Annotated in this window: 16 protein-coding genes; 7 read left to right on the plus strand and 9 right to left on the minus strand. The window is 73.2% G+C overall.

Translation table 11 applies throughout. From position 1 onward, the window contains the following. Positions 1-313: 313 nt before the first annotated feature. On the minus strand, positions 314-4,141 hold the full coding sequence (locus tag M3677_RS14460) for an AAA family ATPase (RefSeq protein ID WP_251160893.1): 3,828 nt from the start codon (positions 4,139-4,141) through the stop codon (positions 314-316). A 112-nt stretch (positions 4,142-4,253) separates the two neighbouring features. Between M3677_RS14460 and M3677_RS14465 the strand changes: the two genes are divergently transcribed. The 3 genes from M3677_RS14465 to M3677_RS14475 all read left to right on the plus strand — a co-directional run bounded on the left by M3677_RS14465 (position 4,254) and on the right by M3677_RS14475 (position 6,644). Further along, positions 4,254-5,141, plus strand: coding sequence for a CoA ester lyase (locus M3677_RS14465; protein WP_200884115.1), 888 nt, complete (start codon positions 4,254-4,256; stop codon positions 5,139-5,141). 9 nt (positions 5,142-5,150) lie between these two features. After that, the gene (locus M3677_RS14470; RefSeq protein WP_209685471.1) at positions 5,151-5,642 is read left to right on the plus strand and encodes a DUF6264 family protein; all 492 of its coding nucleotides are present in this window, start codon (positions 5,151-5,153) and stop codon (positions 5,640-5,642) included. 126 nt (positions 5,643-5,768) lie between these two features. Then, positions 5,769-6,644, plus strand: a complete 876-nt coding sequence (locus M3677_RS14475; protein WP_251160894.1) for an aldo/keto reductase — start codon at positions 5,769-5,771, stop codon at positions 6,642-6,644. A 71-nt stretch (positions 6,645-6,715) separates the two neighbouring features. Here M3677_RS14475 and M3677_RS14480 read toward each other — a convergent pair whose 3' ends face one another. Further along, positions 6,716-7,213 carry a hypothetical protein gene (locus M3677_RS14480; protein ID WP_251160895.1) on the minus strand — a complete coding sequence of 166 codons (498 nt, stop codon included), beginning with the start codon at positions 7,211-7,213 and terminating at the stop codon, positions 6,716-6,718. Between the two features lie 132 nt (positions 7,214-7,345). Between M3677_RS14480 and M3677_RS14485 the strand changes: the two genes are divergently transcribed. Next, the gene (locus tag M3677_RS14485; RefSeq protein WP_251160896.1) at positions 7,346-8,311 is read left to right on the plus strand and encodes an NAD(P)H-quinone oxidoreductase; all 966 of its coding nucleotides are present in this window, start codon (positions 7,346-7,348) and stop codon (positions 8,309-8,311) included. Between the two features lie 24 nt (positions 8,312-8,335). Here the strand turns inward: M3677_RS14485 and M3677_RS14490 are convergent, their stop codons facing one another. From M3677_RS14490 to M3677_RS14515, 6 genes are all read right to left on the minus strand, one after another. Beyond that, positions 8,336-9,076, minus strand: a complete 741-nt coding sequence (locus tag M3677_RS14490) for an amino acid ABC transporter ATP-binding protein (protein WP_066656477.1) — start codon at positions 9,074-9,076, stop codon at positions 8,336-8,338. After that, the gene (locus M3677_RS14495; RefSeq protein ID WP_066656480.1) at positions 9,073-9,951 is read right to left on the minus strand and encodes an amino acid ABC transporter permease; all 879 of its coding nucleotides are present in this window, start codon (positions 9,949-9,951) and stop codon (positions 9,073-9,075) included. The genes M3677_RS14490 and M3677_RS14495 overlap by 4 nt, the downstream gene beginning before the upstream one ends. Before the next feature lie 4 nt (positions 9,952-9,955). After that, positions 9,956-10,780, minus strand: coding sequence for an ABC transporter substrate-binding protein (locus tag M3677_RS14500; protein ID WP_066656483.1), 825 nt, complete (start codon positions 10,778-10,780; stop codon positions 9,956-9,958). 95 nt (positions 10,781-10,875) lie between these two features. After that, complete coding sequence (locus M3677_RS14505) at positions 10,876-11,400, minus strand: cupin domain-containing protein (protein ID WP_235426380.1); 525 nt, start codon at positions 11,398-11,400, stop codon at positions 10,876-10,878. Then, entirely contained in the window at positions 11,397-12,794 is a 1,398-nt protein-coding gene (locus M3677_RS14510) for an amidohydrolase family protein (RefSeq protein WP_308201985.1), read from the minus strand. The genes M3677_RS14505 and M3677_RS14510 overlap by 4 nt, the downstream gene beginning before the upstream one ends. Beyond that, positions 12,791-14,506, minus strand: a complete 1,716-nt coding sequence (locus M3677_RS14515) for an adenosylhomocysteinase (protein WP_251160897.1) — start codon at positions 14,504-14,506, stop codon at positions 12,791-12,793. The genes M3677_RS14510 and M3677_RS14515 overlap by 4 nt, the downstream gene beginning before the upstream one ends. A 134-nt stretch (positions 14,507-14,640) precedes the next feature. Here M3677_RS14515 and M3677_RS14520 point away from each other — a divergent pair, with 134 nt between their 5' ends. The 3 genes from M3677_RS14520 to M3677_RS14530 all read left to right on the plus strand — a co-directional run bounded on the left by M3677_RS14520 (position 14,641) and on the right by M3677_RS14530 (position 15,956). Continuing rightward, the gene (locus M3677_RS14520) at positions 14,641-14,904 is read left to right on the plus strand and encodes a glutaredoxin family protein (RefSeq protein ID WP_066656489.1); all 264 of its coding nucleotides are present in this window, start codon (positions 14,641-14,643) and stop codon (positions 14,902-14,904) included. Positions 14,905-15,029: 125 nt separating this feature from the next. After that, the gene (locus M3677_RS14525; RefSeq protein WP_066656492.1) at positions 15,030-15,305 is read left to right on the plus strand and encodes a GlsB/YeaQ/YmgE family stress response membrane protein; all 276 of its coding nucleotides are present in this window, start codon (positions 15,030-15,032) and stop codon (positions 15,303-15,305) included. Between the two features lie 168 nt (positions 15,306-15,473). Beyond that, positions 15,474-15,956 (plus strand): hypothetical protein, encoded by a 483-nt coding sequence (locus tag M3677_RS14530; protein WP_251160898.1) that lies wholly within the window; start codon positions 15,474-15,476, stop codon positions 15,954-15,956. A gap of 32 nt (positions 15,957-15,988) precedes the next feature. On the opposite strand, the gene M3677_RS14535 is transcribed toward M3677_RS14530, so the two are convergent. After that, positions 15,989-17,437 (minus strand): flotillin family protein, encoded by a 1,449-nt coding sequence (locus M3677_RS14535; RefSeq protein WP_066656505.1) that lies wholly within the window; start codon positions 17,435-17,437, stop codon positions 15,989-15,991. Between the last annotated feature and the right edge of the window lie 204 nt (positions 17,438-17,641).

Here is a 17,641-nt window from a genome sequence, read left to right on the forward strand (position 1 = left end):
CTCCCCGTCGCGGTGGCGGGCCGGTTCCGGCGGCGCGGCCGGGTCGTAGCCCGGCACCGGCACGGTGGTGACGCGCCTGGTGCGGCGGGGCGTGCCTCCCGGCCGGTCGGTCGTGTCGGTGCCGGTTCCGCCACCGTCATCTGCGGAACGAACGGGAGGCTCGACCTCCGGCACGTCGTCGGCCCGCGTCCACGAGCCCACCAGCTGGTCCGTCCCCGCCGTCACCGGACCGGCCGCGCGGGACGCGCGCCGGGACCCGCTCACCGGCGAGCGGTGCCCGGAGCGGGCACGCGGGGATGCGTCTCCGACCGGGTCATCGGCGTGCGGGGATCGGAGGGATCGAGATCTCCTGGGTCGCTCCGCGGTCGACGCCGAGCACCGACGCCACGGTGTCCGCGACGCGGTCCGGGTCGGAGAACAGCTGGAACGCGTGCACCCGCACGTAGTGCCACCCGAGTCGGCGGAGCACCTCGGGACGGAGCCGCAGCGACTCGCGGAGCGAACCCCGGACGAGCGACGCGTCGGTCTCGATCGTGACGCAGACGCCGCCGTGCGCCGCCACCAGGCCGAGCTTGCCCCGGTGGCCGAGCGCGACGGGGATGCCGCGCATCTCGAGTCGTCGGGCGAGGTCGACGAGCAGCGGGTCGGAGTCGTCGGGCACGTACTCGGCGGCGGTGCGCGCGCGGACCTCGGCGAGGATCTCGGCCAGCGCGACGGTGCCGTGGCCCATCCGCTCGGCCTCGATGTCCGACGGCTGGAAGCACGTGACGATGACCATCGACCGGCGCGCGCGGGTCATCGCGACGGCGAGCAGACGCTCCCCACCGGGCTTGCCGAGCGGACCGAAGTCGCGCAGCACGCGGCCGTGCGGGGTCCGGCCGTACCCGATCGAGAACACGACGCGGTCGCGGCTCTGTGCCACGGACTGCTCGAGCGTCGCGACGATGAACGGCTCGGCGCGGTCGCCGATGACGAACTCGGTGAGGTCCTTGTGGCCCTGCGCCGCGGTCAGGACGGCCTGCTCGACGCGCACCGCGTGCTTCGCCGACGCCGTGATCACCATGAGCGACTCGGTCGGGCGGGTGCGGGCGTGCTCGGTGACGAGCCGGACCACGCGGTCCACCTCGGCGTCGACGCTCTCGACCGCCCCGGACTCGGGGTCCGGCACGGCCTTGCCGTCGCTGACGTAGTCGATCGCGATGGAGCCGTGGCCGAGGAACGAACCGGCCCACGGCAGCGACTCGATGCGGCCGCCGTAGAAGCGGCGGTTGACGAGCTCGGCGAGGTCCTCGCCGCCGGCACGGTACGACCGCGTGAGCGACAGGGTCGGCAGGAGCGTCGACAGCTTCGCGAGCGCGGAGTCGGCGTGCAGGGCGTCGAGCGTGCCCTCGTCCACCTGCAGCGCCCGGTGGTCGGGGTCGACCGCGATCCGGAACGGCGACGGGGTCTGCGTCACCGGGTCGCCGAACACGACGGTCTGGCGGGCGCGACGGACGGCGCCGACGGTCTCGGCGATGGTGACGGCACCGGCGTCGACGAGGATCACCGTGTCGAACGGCATCGTGTCGGCGATCTCGGGGACCTCGTACGGCGAGGCGAGCCAGACCGGCGCGATCGACCGTGACAGGTGCGGCGCGGAGTCCTGCAGCAGGCGCGAGGTGATAGCGCCCTCCTTGAGCTGCGTCTTCAGCGACGTCGCCTCGTCCGGCCAGTCGACCAGTCCGACCTTCCAGTTCTCGGCGAGCTGCCACGCCAGGCCCTGGGAGACCCCGGCCGCGTGGGCGTCGTCGACGAGCCGGAAGTCGGCCTCGACCCGGTCGAGCATGTCGGTGTTGCCGCCGAGCAGCGCCCGGTCGGACTCGAGCATCGTCTCGAGCGCGGACTGCCACCAGGCGAGCTCGAGCTCGGCCGGCACCTGGGTGTCCGGCACGTGGCGGTGTGCCAGGTCGGTGATGAGCGGCTCGAGCTGCAGGTCCCGCAGGGTCTGCATGAGCTCGGTGCGCTCCTGCAGGTTGTGCAGGACGTCGGACTCCTCGGCCAGGCGGGCGACCGTCGGGACGAGCTCGTCGATCGGCAGGTTCGCGAGCTGGCGGTCCCGCTCGGTCCGGCCGAGGGGCTCGTCGAGTCGGGCGAGGTCCTGCACGACGTTCGAGAAGAGCACCTGCACGTCCCCGATGCCCGTGGGCACCTCGGGGTTCACGCCGGCCGCGACGTAGCGCTGCCAGAGCACGCGCTGCTGCTGCACACGGGTCAGCGCCTCGTGCAGGTCGGACACGTGCACGCCCGGTCGGACGTACTCACGCGCGAGCTTCTTCAGCCGACGACGGTTGGTCGACGACATCGGGGCGCCCTCGCCACGAGGGGCCGTCGCGGCGACGAGCTCCGACACCGACCGGTCGAAGACGACGGGCAGGAAGCGGTCGAGGGTGTCCCGGATCTCGGTGAGCAGGCGGAGGTAGATGCCGAGCTCGTTGATCGTCGTGAACTGCCGCATGTGGGTCGACGCCACGAGGTCGTGCGCACGGCGCAGCAGCGTCGGCAGGCCGTCGGCGTCGAGGTCCTTCGCGGTCTTGTGCGCCCGCTGCGCGCCGTCGCTCGAACCGAACTTGGCGCCGTACCAGGGCGAGTCGTCCGGGCCGTAGCGGAACTCGCCGAGGTTGGCCGCGCTGACCATGGTCTCGGCGACGCGCGAACGGCCCTCGACCATGCTCGTCACGGACCGCTTCGACAGTCGGGCGGTCGTCGACGGCGGCACCGGCAGGAGCGACAGCCGGGACAGCTCGACCAGGCAGTCGAGCACCGAGACGCCGAAGTCCGGGTCGACGCGGGTCAGCGAGCCGCGGTAGTCGGTGAGGACCTTGCGGAGCCGGACCAGGGCGTCGTCGACCTCGCGGAGGTTCGGACGCGCGGCCTTCTCGTTGCGCGCGATGCCCCGGACGACGTCACGGCGCAGGGTGCCCGGGGTGACGGCGACGCCCGGCAGCTGGACCTCGGCGAAGCGTGCGGCGATGCCCCGCAGGGTCGCCCGCCGCGGGCTCACGACGAGGACGCGCTTGTTCGCCGCGACGAGGCCGCCGAGCGCGTTGACGATCGTCTGCGTCCCGCCGGTGCCCGGCAGGGTCTTCACGACGATCGAGTTGCCCGCCGTGATCTGCGCGATCACGTTCTCCTGCTCGTCGTCGGCGTCGAGCAGCAGCGTGTCGGTCTCCGGGCTGCGCTCGTCCGACGGGGTCTGCTCGACCGGGTGGTAGGACTGCTCGACCTGCCACTTCGCGCTCGGGTTGCCGGCGAGCGCGTCGAGCACCGGGTGGGACAGGTCGCCGGTGTCCTCGACCATGCCGCTGGCGACCTCGGCGAAGGTCGAGACGACCAGGCGCGCGTGCACCGAGAAGCCGGGGATGTGCGCGGTCAGCCCGCGGAGCCGGTCGATGACGGGGTTCGGGGTGAACGAACCGTCCTGCTGCGCGAGCGCGACGAAGGACTGGGCGTCGAGGATGACGCCGTACTGCTCGTGCAGCGCGTCGGCCAGCCCGGGGTTGAGCACCGGCTCGCCGAGCAGGCGCACCTCGAAGTCGCGGCCGTGCCGACGGATCGCGAGCGGGCGGAGGAGCACCGGGCCGCGGAAGTGCTCGTCGCCGTGCTGCCAGTCGGCCATGCCGATGCCGAGCTTCACGGCGTCGATCCCGCGCACGGTCGCGAGCTCGGTGCCCTTCGCCTCGACCTGGGCGGCGGCGACACGCGCGGCGCGCAGCGCGACCTCGTCGCGGATCAGGCTCGAGAGCAGCGTCGTCTTGCCGGTGATGAACTGCGCGAGTCCGCCGGGGTGCGTGGTGGACAGCTCGATCCGGGCACGCGGGTGGTCGCTGAAGTGCGTGAGGGGGCTCGTCCCGCCGACACCGGTCAGCTGCGACCGCCAGGCGTCCCACGTGGGCTCGGCGGCGTTGCCGGCCTGGAGGCGCGGGTCGCCCAGGCTGATCGCCTGCGGGCTCGTGAGCTGCAGTTCCGGCCGCAGCGTGCGGTCCGGCTCGTCGCTCCGGTCGCCCTCCCGCTGCTCGCGCCCGTCCTCGGGCGCGTCGGCGCCCTGGACGGGGACGTCGTCATCCGCGTCGTCCGCGCCGTCGGTCACCCTGTCTCGCCACACATCCGACACTGTAGGCGGAAGCGGGCGGCCTCCCTGGCAATGACCCGACGTTTCCGGCTTTCCGTGCGGGCCCGGTACGGGGTCCGACGGGCCGGTGTGGTAGCAACGTGGCATGGCCATCGACGACCGCACCGCCCCGTCCGCCCCCGCACCCTCGTCGGCCCGGCCGGACCGGCGTCGGTCGGTCCCCGCCGAGATCTCCCGGTCGTGGCTCCTCGTGCCCGGCACCGCCGCCGACCGGTTCGAGCGGGCACAGCGGTCGCGCGCCGACCAGATCATCCTCGACGTCGAGGACGCCGTCGACCCCGCCGCGAAGCCGGGTGCCCGCACGACCGTGGCCTCGTGGCTCGCGGGCGGCGGTGAGGCCTGGGTCCGGATCAACGACGTCACGACGGACTTCTGGGCGGACGACGTCGAGGAGCTCCGCGGCCTCCCGGGCCTGCAGGGCGTGATGCTCGCGAAGACCGAGTCCCCCGCGCAGGTCACCGACACGTGGCACCGGCTCGGCGGCCACACCCCGGTGATCGCCCTGGTCGAGTCGGCGCTCGGCATCGAGGAGGCGACGTCGATCGCGAAGGCACAGGGCGCCTTCCGCCTGGCCTTCGGCTCGGGTGACTACCGCCGCGACACCGGCACCTCGGCCGACACGCTCGCCATGGCCTACCCGCGCTCCCGGCTCGTCGTCGCCTCGCGCGTGGGCGACCTGCCGGGTCCGATCGACGGCCCGACGGTCGGCTCGGCGCACGCGATCCTCCGCGAGCAGTCCCAGGTGGCGGTGTCGCTCGGCCTGACCGGCAAGCTCTGCCTGGACACCGAGCAGCTGCCGGTCATCAACGAGGTCATCTCCCCCACGCCGACCGACGTCGCCTGGGCGCAGGACTTCCTCGACGACTTCGACGCCCGCGGGCAGGTCATCCGCGACGGCTCCGACCTGCCGCGACTCGGCCGCGCGCAGAAGATCCAGCGGCTCGCCCGGGCGTTCGGCGTCGAGGCACGGTAGACCGGTCGCATGACCTGGTCGCACCCGTCCGGCGGTCCGCCGCAGTCCTCACCCTCGGGTCCGTCCCAGTCCGGCCCGGGCAGCACCGAACGCGCCGCGTGGGCGCGTGGCGGCACGACGCTGTTCCCCGCGGGCCGGGTCGCCGACCGGGTGTCGACCGTCCTCCTGCTCGCAGCCGGTGCCCTCCTGACGCTCCTCACCCTGGTGGTCGGGATCATCGCGGTCGTCTCGGCCACCGCGGGCTGCGACGCGGCCACGGGGTGCTCGCCGGGCCGCTTCCTCGGCGGCGCCGCGATCGCGGTCGGCGGGTCCTTCGTCATCGGGGTCGCGACGGTCGTGCTCGCGGTCGGCGCCTGGGTGCGTCGTCGTTCGTCGTGGTGGATCGCCGCGCTCGGGTTCGTCCTGGCGATCGTGGTCGTCACCTGGGGCGGGGTCGTGTTCGCGCAGGCGACCGACCCGGCGACGGGGGCCGGCCAGGTGACCGCACTGCAGCTCCCCTAGCGCGGCGTCCGCCGGACGGGAGGCGCGTGGCGGGGCCGCCACGGGCCTCCCGTCCGGCGGTCCCGTCGGCCTGTCCCGTCCGCGCACGCTGGGCGTCGCCCCGGTCGACCGGCGCAAGCTGGGCGCATGAAGCAACGAGTCATCGGAGACGTGTCGGTCAGCGCGATCGGACTGGGCGGGATGCCCATGTCGATCGAGGGGCGGCCCGACGAGCGACAGGCGATCGCGACCATCCACGCCGCCCTCGAGGCGGGCGTCACCCTCATCGACACCGCGGACGCCTACCACCAGGCGGCCAAGGACGAGGTCGGCCACAACGAGGAGCTCATCGCGAAGGCGATCCGCGAGTTCCACGGCGACACCGACGCGGTGCTCGTCGCCACGAAGGGCGGCCACCTGCGGCCGGAACCGGGCGCGTGGGCGCAGGACGGCCGACCGGAGTACCTCAAGGAGGCCGCGAAGGCCTCGGCGAAGCGCCTCGGTGTCGACGCCGTCGGCCTGTACCAGTTCCACCGGCCGGACCCGTCGGTGCCCTACGCGGACTCGATCGGGGCACTCGCGGAGCTCCTCGACGAGGGCGTCATCCGCATGGCGGGCATCTCGAACGCCGACCCCGACCAGATCCGTGAGGCGAACCAGGTCCTGGGCGGCCGCCTCGTCTCGGTGCAGAACCAGTTCTCACCGGCGTTCCGGTCGAGCGAGCCGGAGCTCGAGCTGTGCGACGAGCTCGGCATCGCGTTCCTGCCGTGGAGCCCCCTCGGTGGCATCGCGAAGGCCGCCGACCTGGGGACCGCGTACGAGGACTTCGCCGTCATCGCCCGCGAGCGCGACGTGTCGCCGCAGGTCGTGGCGCTGGCGTGGGAGCTGCAGAAGAGCGACGTGGTGATCCCGATCCCGGGTGCGTCGCGGCCGCAGTCGATCCTGGACTCGGTGGTCGCGGCGACGGTGAAGCTCCGCGACGAGGACGTCGCTCGCTTGGACGCTGCTCGACCGGCGGCCTGACGGGCCGGAGCACCCGCACGACGACGCCCCGTCCACCGATCGGTGGACGGGGCGTCGTCGTGCTGCGGCGGTCAGGACGTGCAGGCCTGCTGGAAGTCGGTCCCCGCGTCCTGGACCTTCTGCGTGGTGTCCGAGAACGCCGACAGGTCCGCCGACTGCGGGTCCGCCGTGATCGCCTTGATCTGCGTCAGCATGTCGGTGTACGCCGACCGGAACGCCTCGGCCTTCGGCTTGACGTCGGCGTTCTGCACCGCGTCGACGCCGTCGGACAGCGACTGGTCGAACTCCTCGAGCTTCGCGACGGCTGCCTGCGGGTCCGACTGCAGCTCGGTGACCTGCGACTGCAGGCCCTTCGCGGCGTCCTCGACCTTCGACTGGAACGCGTTGCACGCCTCGGCCTTGCTCTGGGACGCGGCCTGCGGCGCCGCGGAGCTCGGGGCCGAGGAGGCTGCCGAGGTCGACGAACCGGAGCCCTCGGCGCCGCCGTTCCCGGAGCCCCCGTTCGAGCAGCCGGCGAGCAGTGCGACGGCGAGTGCCGCGGTCGCGACGGCGATGGTCTTCCTGGACATGGACGTCCCCCCCTGGTCGTGCCCGCGCGACGGAGCGGCGCGGATCGGCACCGACGGTACACGGCGTCCGTCGGGCCCGCCGTGCCACGAGCCGTGCCGGTCTGCCCTGCCGCGGGGCGTACGGTCGAGGGCATGCAGGCGATCACGGCACACGACGGCGGACTCCGACTCGACGAGCACCCGGACCCGGTCGTCGGGCCGGGCGAGGTCCTCGTCGAGGTGGCAGCGGCCGGGGTGAACAACGCCGACCTGCAGCAGGTCGCGGGCAACTACCCGCCGCCGCCCGGCGCGTCCGAGGTCCTGGGCCTCGAGGTCTCCGGGACGGTCCGCGCGCTCGGCGACGGCGTGGACGGGTTCGCGGTCGGTGACCGGGTGTGCGCGCTGCTGTCGGGTGGCGGCTACGCGACCCTCGTGGCCGTGCCCGCGGCCCAGGTGCTGCCGGTGCCCGACGGCGTGGACCTGGTCGAGGCCGCGGGACTGCCCGAGGCCGCGTGCACGGTGTACTCGAACGTGGGGATGATCGCGGGGCTCCGGCCCGGGCAGACCCTGCTGGTGCACGGCGGCACGGGCGGCATGGGATCGCACGCGGTCGTGTGGGCGAAGGCGCTCGGTGCCCGGGTGATCGCGACGAGCGGCGGGGAGCGCAAGGTGCGTGCTTCGAGGGAGCTCGGCGCCGATCTCGTGGTGGACCACCGCACCGAGGACTTCGTCGAGCGTGCCCGCGACTTCACCGACGGCCGCGGGGTCGACGTCGTGCTGGACGTCGTCGGGGCGGACTACCTCGCGAAGCACCTCGAGGTGCTCGCCCCGAACGGGCACATCGCCGTGATCGCCGCCGGCAGCGGGCAGAAGGGCGAGCTCGACTTCGGCGCGATGATGCGGAAGCGCGCGACCATCAGCGCGACGACGCTCCGTGCCCGGCCACTCGACGAGAAGGCCGCGATCGTGGCCGCCGTCCGCGAGCACGTCTGGCCGCTCGTCGCCGACGGCAGCCTCCGACCGATCGTCGACTCGGTGGTCCCGCTCGCCGAGGCAGCGGAGGCACACCGCCGGGTCCGCGACGGCGAGGTCATCGGCAAGGTGCTGCTCGCCGTGTGACCCGGGTCAGGCGTGGACGCGGGGTCAGGCGTGGACGCGGGACAGGAACTCGACGAGCGCCGGGTGCTGCGGTCGGTCGAGCACGTCCGCCGGTGCGCCCTGCTCGACCACCTCGCCCTGGTGCAGGAACACGATGCGGTCGGCGACGTTCCGGGCGAACGACATCTCGTGCGTGGTCATCAGGATCGTGGCGCCCTGCTCCTTGAGCTCGCGGACGAGGTCGAGCACCTCGCCGACGAGCTGCGGGTCGAGGGCACTCGTCACCTCGTCGAGCAGGAGCAGCTCCGGCGACGTCGCGATCGCCCGCACCACGGCGACACGCTGCTGCTGCCCGCCGGAGAGCCGGTCCGGGTACGCCCCGGCGAAGTCGCCCAGGCCGATCCGGTCGAGCAGTCGGCGGGCGGTCGCCTCCGCCTCGGCCCGGGCGATGCCGTGCACCCGACGGGACGCGAGCGTGACGTTGTCGAGCACCCGCATGTGCGGGAACAGGTTGAACTGCTGGAAGACCACGCCGATCCGGGCGCGGGTGGCGTCGACGTCGGTGCGGGGGTCGGCGATGTCCGTCCCCTGGAGCAGGATCTCGCCGTCGTCGATGCCCTCGAGCAGGTTCACCGTCTTCAGCAGTGTCGACTTGCCGGAGCCGGACGCCCCGATGACGCAGATGACCTCGTGGCGGTGCACGGTCAGGTCGATCCCCCGCAGGACCTCGTGCTCGCCGAACGTCTTGCGCAGTCCGCGCAGTTCCAGGACCACCGACTCGCTCACACCGTCCCCCCGATCTGCTCGCGACGCTGCTGCCGTCGAGCGATGGCATCCGTCACCCGGATGAGCGGGAGGCTGATCACGACGAACAGCAGCCCCGCGACGAGGTACGGCGTGAAGTTGTAGGTCTCGGCCTGTGCGATCTGGGCGCTCCGCACCGCGTCGACGGCGCCGAGGATCGACACCAGGCCGACGTCCTTCTGCATCGAGACGAAGTCGTTCATGAGCGCCGGGGTGACCTTGCGGATCGCCTGGGGCAGCACGACCAGCCGCAGCGTCCCGGCGTGGGACAGGCCGAGCGACCGGGCTGCGAGGCGCTGGGACGGGTGCACGGCCTCCATGCCGGCGCGGAGCACCTCGGCGACGTAGGACGAGTACGTGAGCACGATCGCGATGGTGCCCCAGACCTCCGGGGGTTGCCGCGGGAAGATGCCGAGCCCCGGGATGCCGAAGCCGACCAGGTAGAGCACGATGATGAGCGGCAGACCCCGGAACAGGTCGGTGTACGCGGTGGCGAGCATCCGCAGTGGGAAGAACACCGGGTTCCGCAGCCCCCGCACGACGGCGAGCAGGGTGCCGAGCACGGCGACGCCGATCGCGCTGAAGAACAGGATCCGGATGTTCAGCCACAGCCCGAGCAGGACGGCCGGGAAGGTGTCGATCGCCGTCTGCGGGTCGAAGAACGACTGCTGCACCGCGGCCCAGCCGGGCGTGTTCACGACGCCGAGCCAGACGACCGCGATCACGACGAGCGTCGAGACGACCGAGACGACGACCGAGCGGCGGCCGCGCTGCCGACGGTAGAGCCGTCGTTCGAGCTCGACCTGGCTCGGCGCTGGAGCGGTCACCGGGGTGCCGGCACCTGCTGGGGCGGTCACCGGACTACTTCAGGACGGGGGTGTTCGTCTCCGAGGAGAGCCACTTCGTCTGCAGGTCGGCGAGCGTGCCGTCGCTCTCCAGGGCCTCGAGAGCCTTGTCGACCTTGCTCGTCAGCGCGGAGCCCTTCGGCAGCACGAAGCCGAACTGGTCGCCGGAGCCGTCCTCGGGGAACTGCGCCGAGACCGTGCCGTCGTCGAGCTGTGCGGCGGCCATGTAGAACGCCGTCGGCAGGTCGGTCACGATCGCGTCGATCTGCCCCGACTTCAGCGCCAGCACGGCGTCGTCGTTCGAGTTGAACACCTGCGGGGTGACGCCGAGCACGTCCTTCACGGAGCTGATGCTCGTGGAGCCCGAGGCGACACCGATCGTGTCGCCCTTCAGTGCGGCGACGGTGGTGTCCTTCGCAGCCTTCGACCCCGACGTCGTCACGACGGCCTGCGTGGTCGTGTAGTACGGCGTGGACATGTCGACGGCCTTCTTGCGCTTCGCGTCGATCGAGAACTGCTGGACGTTGAGGTCCCAGTCCTTCGGGCCGGGGGCGATGGCGCTGTCGAAGGTGCTGCGCTTCCAGACGACGTCGCCCTTCGCGTAGCCCATCTCCTTCGCGACCGCGTAGGCCACGGCGGACTCGAAGCCCTTGCCGGACTGCGGGTCGTCGTCCTCCACCCAGGGCGAGTAGGCCGGCTGGCCGGTCGCGATCGTGAGCTTGCCGTCCGTGACGGTGCCGTCGCTCCCGGCGCTGCTCCCACCGGCGGAGCAGGCGGCGAGCGCGAGGGCGGCGACCGTGGCGGTGGCGACGGCGAGGGACAGACGGCGGGTGCGGGTCACGGGAGGGCCTTCGTCAGCGGGACAGAGCGGGGTGGAGCGGGCAGGAGGCAGTGTACCGGCGCGTGGGATACCACCGCGACGCGGATGACCGTCGACTACGCGGTCGCGGCGTCGCCGTCGGTGTCGCCCGCCATCGTGAAGTCGTCGAACGAGAACCCGGGCGACACCATGCAGCTGAGGAGCACCTCGCCGTCGCCGGGCAGGGTGCGCTGCCAGACCCCACCGCGCACGAAGGCCTGGGCGTCGTGCAGCCGGTGCCGGCCGGCGTCCGGGCCGAGGGTGATCCGGTCCCCGGGCTCGGGCCGGTCGCCGGAGCCGCCGAGCTCGAGCACGACGGTGTCCGGCCCGTGCCACATCCAGATCTCGTCGCTCGTGACACGGTGCCAGGCCGAGGCCTCGCCCGGGGGCAGCAGGAAGTGGATGAGGGTCGCGGCGGGACGCTCGCCGGCCGGGGTCTCGACGGTCGAGGGCGAGGTCCACGTGCGCACGTACCAACCGCCCTCCGGGTGCGGCTCCATGCCGAGGGCGGCCGCGCGCTGCGGGACGTCGAGCCACTCGATCAGCTCGCCGCCGACGGTGCGGCGGGCGACCATGCCGGGGCGGGGTGCGGTGTCGGTCATCGTTCCTCCTGGGGACGGACGTGGTGGGGGACGGGGCCCCGGGTGGGGGCTGTCTCGGGCTCGAGCGGGTGCACGGTGCCGTCGGTGGCCCGCACGACGCCGCGGACGATCGTCGCGACGGCGCGGCCGGCACCGTCCTCGACGAGTTCGGCGAGTGCGTCGGGCACGGTCCGGGCGTCGACGTCGAACACGGCCAGGTCGGCTCGTGCCCCGACGGCGAGGTGTCCGACGCGGTCCGGCCCGACCGCCGTCCCCATCGCGTGCGCGCCACCGAGGGTCGCCGCCGCCAGCAGCCGCTCGTGCAGGTCGCGGTGCGCGTACCCCTGGGCGCGGGCGATGCGGTGCAGTGCGGTGACGTCGGCCATCGGGTCGAGGGACGGCGACGACGACAGGGAGTCGGTGCCGATCGCGATCGGGCTGCCCTCGCGCAGGTAGTCCGCGACGGGCGGCGGGTCGAGGCCGATGACGGCGTTCGACCGGGGGCAGAGCGCGACCGTGGTCCCGCGTGCCCGCAGGAGGGCTCGGTCGGACGCGGTCACGTACACGCCGTGCGCGATGTGGCAGTCGGGGCCCAGCACGCCCAGCCGGTCGACGAACGCGGTGGCACTGGCGCCGAAGCCGAGCGCCCGCATGGCCCGGAAGGACGGCACGTTCGCCAGGTGCCAGTCCGCGGTGTGCCCGACGCCGTCGACGCCCTCGAGCCCCGGGACCGGCCCGAGCGAGACCCGCTCCCCCTCGAACGCCGCCTCGCCCAGGTGCAGGTGCAGCCGGAGCCCCCGCTGGCGCACGATGTCCGGCAGTTCGAGCAGCGGTGCCACGTCGAGGGAGTACGGCGCGTGCGGCGACAGCCCCGCCCCGGGCGTGGTCGGGATCCGTGCGAGCTCGTCGAGCACCTGGTCGCGCCCGTGGGACTCCCACGCCGCGTTCTCCCAGTCCATGACCTCCCAGTAGGCGATCCCGCCGAGGCGGTGCTGCTCCAGGACGTCGGCCGCCTCGATGTCGGTCACCACGTCCGCGATGCTCGTGACGCCCGCCGCGATCGATGCGACGGCGCCCGCGGACGCCTCCGCCCGCCAGTCGTGCGGGAGCGCGTAGTCCACGTTGAACGCAGCCGCCCAGTCCTCGAAACCCGCGTACTGCCGTTGACCGACACCGGACATGCCGGTGTACTGCAGGTGCGTGTGCGCGTTGACGAGACCCGGCAGGAGCGCGCCCCGCCAGCGCCGCTCCGTGCACGTGCGCCCGGCGGCGTCGAGCTGGTCGACCACCCACGACCGGTCGCCGACGTGCAGGATCCGTCCGTCCTGCACCGCGACCGCCCCGTCGGCGATCGGCGGTGCCGTCATCGGCACGACGACGCGCGCCGAGTGCACCACGACCGGCGACGCGGTCACCGGGATGTCCCGAACCGGTGCGTCCGCACGTCCGGCTCGCGGTCGGCGGGCTGCTCGGCGATCCGGACGGGAGGAGCGACCCGGCTCCCCCACGCGGCGAGCGCGACGCGGGCGGTCGCCTCGTCCACCGCGGGGTCGACCGGCACGACGGCGCGCGGGAGTTCGTCGCCGCGCTCGAGCAGCATCCGGAGGGCGCCGAGCTGCACCGCGAAGGACAGGTCCATGATCTCGACGGGGTTGCCCTCGGCGGCGCTCGTGTTCACCCCGTTGCCCCCGGCGAGGACGAGCACCTGGTGGCCGTCCGGCCAGGTCAGGCGCTCCACGTGCTGCGCCACGGCCGTCCGGACCGCACCGGCGGAGGCCGCCGCGGACAGGGCGACCTCGTCGTCGACGCCCCCCGCGACGGACACGACCGCACCGACCGCGCACGCGCGCAGGACCGTGTGGTCCACGGTGTCCGCCACCCCGGAGGCACTCACCACGAGGTCGGCGTCGCGCACCGCGTCGACGAACGGTGCGACCGCGTGCCCGGCGAAGCGCGCCTGCAGGGCGCGGACCGGGTCGACCTCGGCGACCGTGACCCGGAAGCCGAGCGCGACGAGGACCTGGGCGACCCCCTCGCCGACGGGACCGAAGCCGGCGACGACCGCCGTGCCTCCCGGCCGGACCCGGTGCACGGCGGACGGGAGCGGGTCGACCAGGTCGAGCGTCGCGAACACCGTGGACTGGCCGGTGCCGAAGCGGTTGTCGAAGCAGGTCTTGGCGCGGGCGTCGTTGACGGCGACCACGGGGATGCCGAGCTCGCCGCGCTCGGCCATGACGCGGAGGGGTCGGAGGCCGCTCGTCGTCTCCTCCGCGGCGCCGAGCATGGTCGGCAGCAGCTCGGGCCGCTCCTGGTGCGCGAGGCGGATCAGGTGCGAGCCGTCGTCGAGGAGCACGTGCGGACGCGTGTCGAGCATCGCCAGGGCGAGACGGTGCTGCTCGGCGAGCGAGGCCGTGCTGTCCGCGTGGACCGGCATCTCGGCGCGGCGGAGCACGTCGGCGACCGCGTCGTCCGTCTCGTCGGCGTGCGCGTACACGACGACCTCGGCGCCCGCGTCGCGCAGGAGCAGGCTGAGCACGGCCGTCTTCGGCTCGAGCACCATCGCGACGCCGATCCGGGTACCGCGGAGCAGCCCGCCGTCACGGAGCTCCGCGGCGACGGCACGGGCGACCGGCATCGACCTGCGCGCCCAGCGGATGCGGTCCTCGGCGGCGGGGTCGTCCTCGGGCTCCCGACCGGTGGAGACGAGGAACACGTCGTCGGAGAGCGTCGGGACGGCGAGCACCCCGGGGCGGGCCGGGGCGACCGGGCCGAAGGCGTCCTCGTCGACCGCGGGGGAGTACCGGCCGGCGTCCACCACCACGAGGGTGGCGCCGCGGGGCCGGTCGGTCTCGCGCTCGACGGCAGCGGTCGACTCGTCCGGGTCGCCGAGGCACCAGAGCTGGTCGATCGGCTCGTCGTCGACCGGCTCGTGGTCCGCGGGGGCGGGGTCCGCCGCGGTGCGTGCACCGAGCCCGGTGAGCAGTGCGACGAGCGCCGCGGCGTCACGCGGGTCGCCGCCGAGCACACGGACGGTGCGGCCGGCGACGAGGAGGTTGGTCGCCGCGGCGAAGCGTCGGACGGCTGCCGCGGCCCATGCGGCCCGCTCGGGGTCGGGTCGCTGCGGCATGGGGCCATCGTAGGGCGTGCGGGTCGGCGCGGAGTCGCGCGGGCTGACGGTCACGCGGTCACGCGGTCACGCGTCGTCGGGGCGTGGGCGGTGACGCGGGAATGTCCCGCGGCCGTCGGACGTACTGTGAGGACATGACTGATGCGACGTTCGACAAGGTGACGATGTTCGGCGCGGACTGGTGCCGCGACTGCCGACGCTCGAAGGCGCTCCTCGACCGCCTCGGGGTCGACTACGACTACGTGGACGTCGAGGCGGACCTGTCCGCCGCCGACCGGGCCGAGGCCATCAGCGGCCGCAAGAACATCCCCGTCGTGGTGCTGCCGAACGGCAAGCACTTCGTGGAGCCCTCGGACACCGAGCTGCAGGCGGAGCTGGAGTCGTCCGGAGCGGTGTGACCCTCGCCCGTACCTGCGCCTCCATGCAGGCTGTGAACATGCTGGGGAAGAGCGGTGTTCAATCGGGGCCGACCCAGATCGCGGACACCCCCGGACCGCGACAGGTCTGACCCAAGGAGGACACCGTGCTCGGTCTCATCATCAGCCTCATCATCATCGGCCTCATCGCCGGCGCCCTCGCCCGGCTGATCATCCCCGGCAAGCAGCACATGTCGATCCTCATGACGATCGTGCTCGGCATCATCGGCTCGTTCGTCGGCGGCTTCCTCGGGTTCCTCATCTTCCAGCACGACCCGATGGACGGCTTCTTCCAGCCGGCCGGCATCATCGGCTCGATCATCGGTGCCGTCATCGTGCTGTTCCTCTACACGCGCTTCGCGGGTCGCGGCGCGCGCCGCTGACCACCGGCAGGCGCCACTGACCGACATGGGGGTGTCGGAGCGGCACCACGAAGGACCCCGGACCGTGACGGTCCGGGGTCCTTCGTCGTCCCGTGCGACCGGTCGACCCCGAGCGGGGGGGACAGGGTGCTGACGGCCGTACATCGGCCGGGGCGTAGCGTCCCCGCCATGACCGACGAGAACGAACGCCCCCGTCCCGAGGACGACGCCGCACGGCTCGGACTCGTCGTCGTCGGCGAGGCCGCCGCACTGCACGCCGGGGACGACGCCTCGCTCGACGCCAGCGAGGCGAACATCCGCGAGACCGTGGACAGCATGGTCGACGAACCCCTCACGCCCCGGCAGGAGGAGGTCATGGAACGCCTCGCTGCCGCTGGCGGTACCCTCACCGCGGGCCTGAGCGGCGCACTCGCAGCGAAGACCGGCGGGCAGGTCGAGGACGTGCTCGAGGGCGCCGCCCGCAGCGTCGTCTGGCAGCAGCGTCTGGCCGCCGAGCGGGACGCGCTGCAGGGACGGCCGCAGGAGTCGACCGACGGCGACCCGGTCACCGACGGCGACCCGGCCACCGACAGCGACCCGGTTGAGGACCAGCGCGAGGACGCCGGCGGCCAGCAGCGACACCGGGACGACGACGGGCGCGACCGGGGCTGACCCGACCGCGCCCGTGCGCACGACCGTGCCCGTCAGTCGACCGGCGCGGCGTCCTGTTCACGCGCGACCGCCCGGGCAGCGGCCTGGCCGGTCGTCGTGCTCTTCACGATGTCGCTCAGCGTGAAGCCGGCCGTGGTGCCGAGCAGCGCGTCGACCTCGCTGAACTGGCTCACGACGCTCTTCGACAGGGCGCCTGCGCCGTCCGAGGACACGACCGTCAGCTTGTCGATGTTGCCCATCGGCGCCGCGAGCTCGCGGGCGATGCTCGGCAGCGTCTCGAGCGCCTTCACCCGGAGCACGGCCTCGGAGTGCTGTGCGAGCGCGTCGGCCTGGGCCTTCGTCGCGTCGGCCTCGGCCTGACCCTTCGCACGGATGGCGTCGGCCGCGGCCTCACCCTCCGCACGTGAGGCGTCGGCGGCGAGCTTGCGGGCGGCAGCCTCGGCCTGGGCCTCGGCGGCGACCGCCTCGGCCGAGATGCGTCGGGCCTCGGCCTGCGCACGGGCCGTCTCGACCTGGGCAGCCGCAGCAGCCTCGGCCTCCACCCGGGTCTTGCGCGCGTTCGCCTCGGCGACCGCGCTCACCTCGGACTCGAGCTCGGCACGACGGAGCTCGGCGCGCTTCTGCGCCGTGATCTGCTCCTGTTCGACGACGCCCTGCGACGCGCGAGCCTGCGCGAGCGGACCGGCCGCTGCGGCCTCGGCCGAAGCCCGGTCGGCGTCGAGCTGCAGCGCCGCACGACGGATGGCGAGGGTGTTCTCGGCCTCGGCGATCGCCTGGTCGGCGGTGGCCCGGGCCTCGCGTGCCTCGCGGTCGGCCTGGGCTTCGGCGTTCTCCGCCTCGAGCCGGACGCGGGCGCGCTCGGCACGACCGAGGTCGCTGATGTAGTCGTTGCGGTCCGAGATGCCCTTGATCTCGAACGAGTCGACGTCGAGACCCTGGCTGTGCAGGGCGTCCTTGGCGACGTCGAGGACCGCCACCGTGAGCTGGTCGCGGTTGCGGATGATCGTCGACACGTCGGTCGCGCCGATCGACGCGCGGAGCGAACCGGACAGGACCTCGCGCGCGAAGTCGTCGATCTTCTTCTCCTGGCCGAGGAAGCGCTGCGCAGCAGCACGGATCGATGCATCGGCCTCGCCCACCTTGACGAGCGCCACGGCCTCGACGTCGATCGTGACGCCGCGGGAGTCCTGCGCGTTCACGTTGATGTCGATCGCACGCGAGGACAGCGAGATCTTCGCCACCCGCTCGAAGAACGGTCGGACGAGCACACCCGCACCGAGGACGACCTTGATGCCGGACTCGACGGTCTCGGTGCCGTCGGGGTTCTTGACCTTCCGCGACCGCTTCCCGGTGATGATGATCGCCTCGTCCGCACCGGCGTTGCGGTAGACGAGCTTGGCGTACACGAGCGCGATCACGGCGAGGACGATGATCCCCACGATGACGAGCGGGACGGCGCCGAGTGCGAGCAGGACTTCCATGATTCCCCCCAGCGGCTCCGGCACGGTCGGTCGTGACCGGGATTCCGCATCTGTTGTTCCGTTGCGCCCATCCTAGGAGCGCGGGGACCGCAGCGGCAGGACGGAGACCTGAGCTGTGGAGAACCGGACGGTCATCAGGTCCGACCGGCCACGCGACACGGTCGCACGCACGACGGGAGGCGCGGTGCAGGTCGGGACCTGCAC

The organism is Curtobacterium sp. P97, from assembly GCF_023712445.1.
Classification (GTDB): Bacteria; Actinomycetota; Actinomycetes; order Actinomycetales; family Microbacteriaceae; genus Curtobacterium.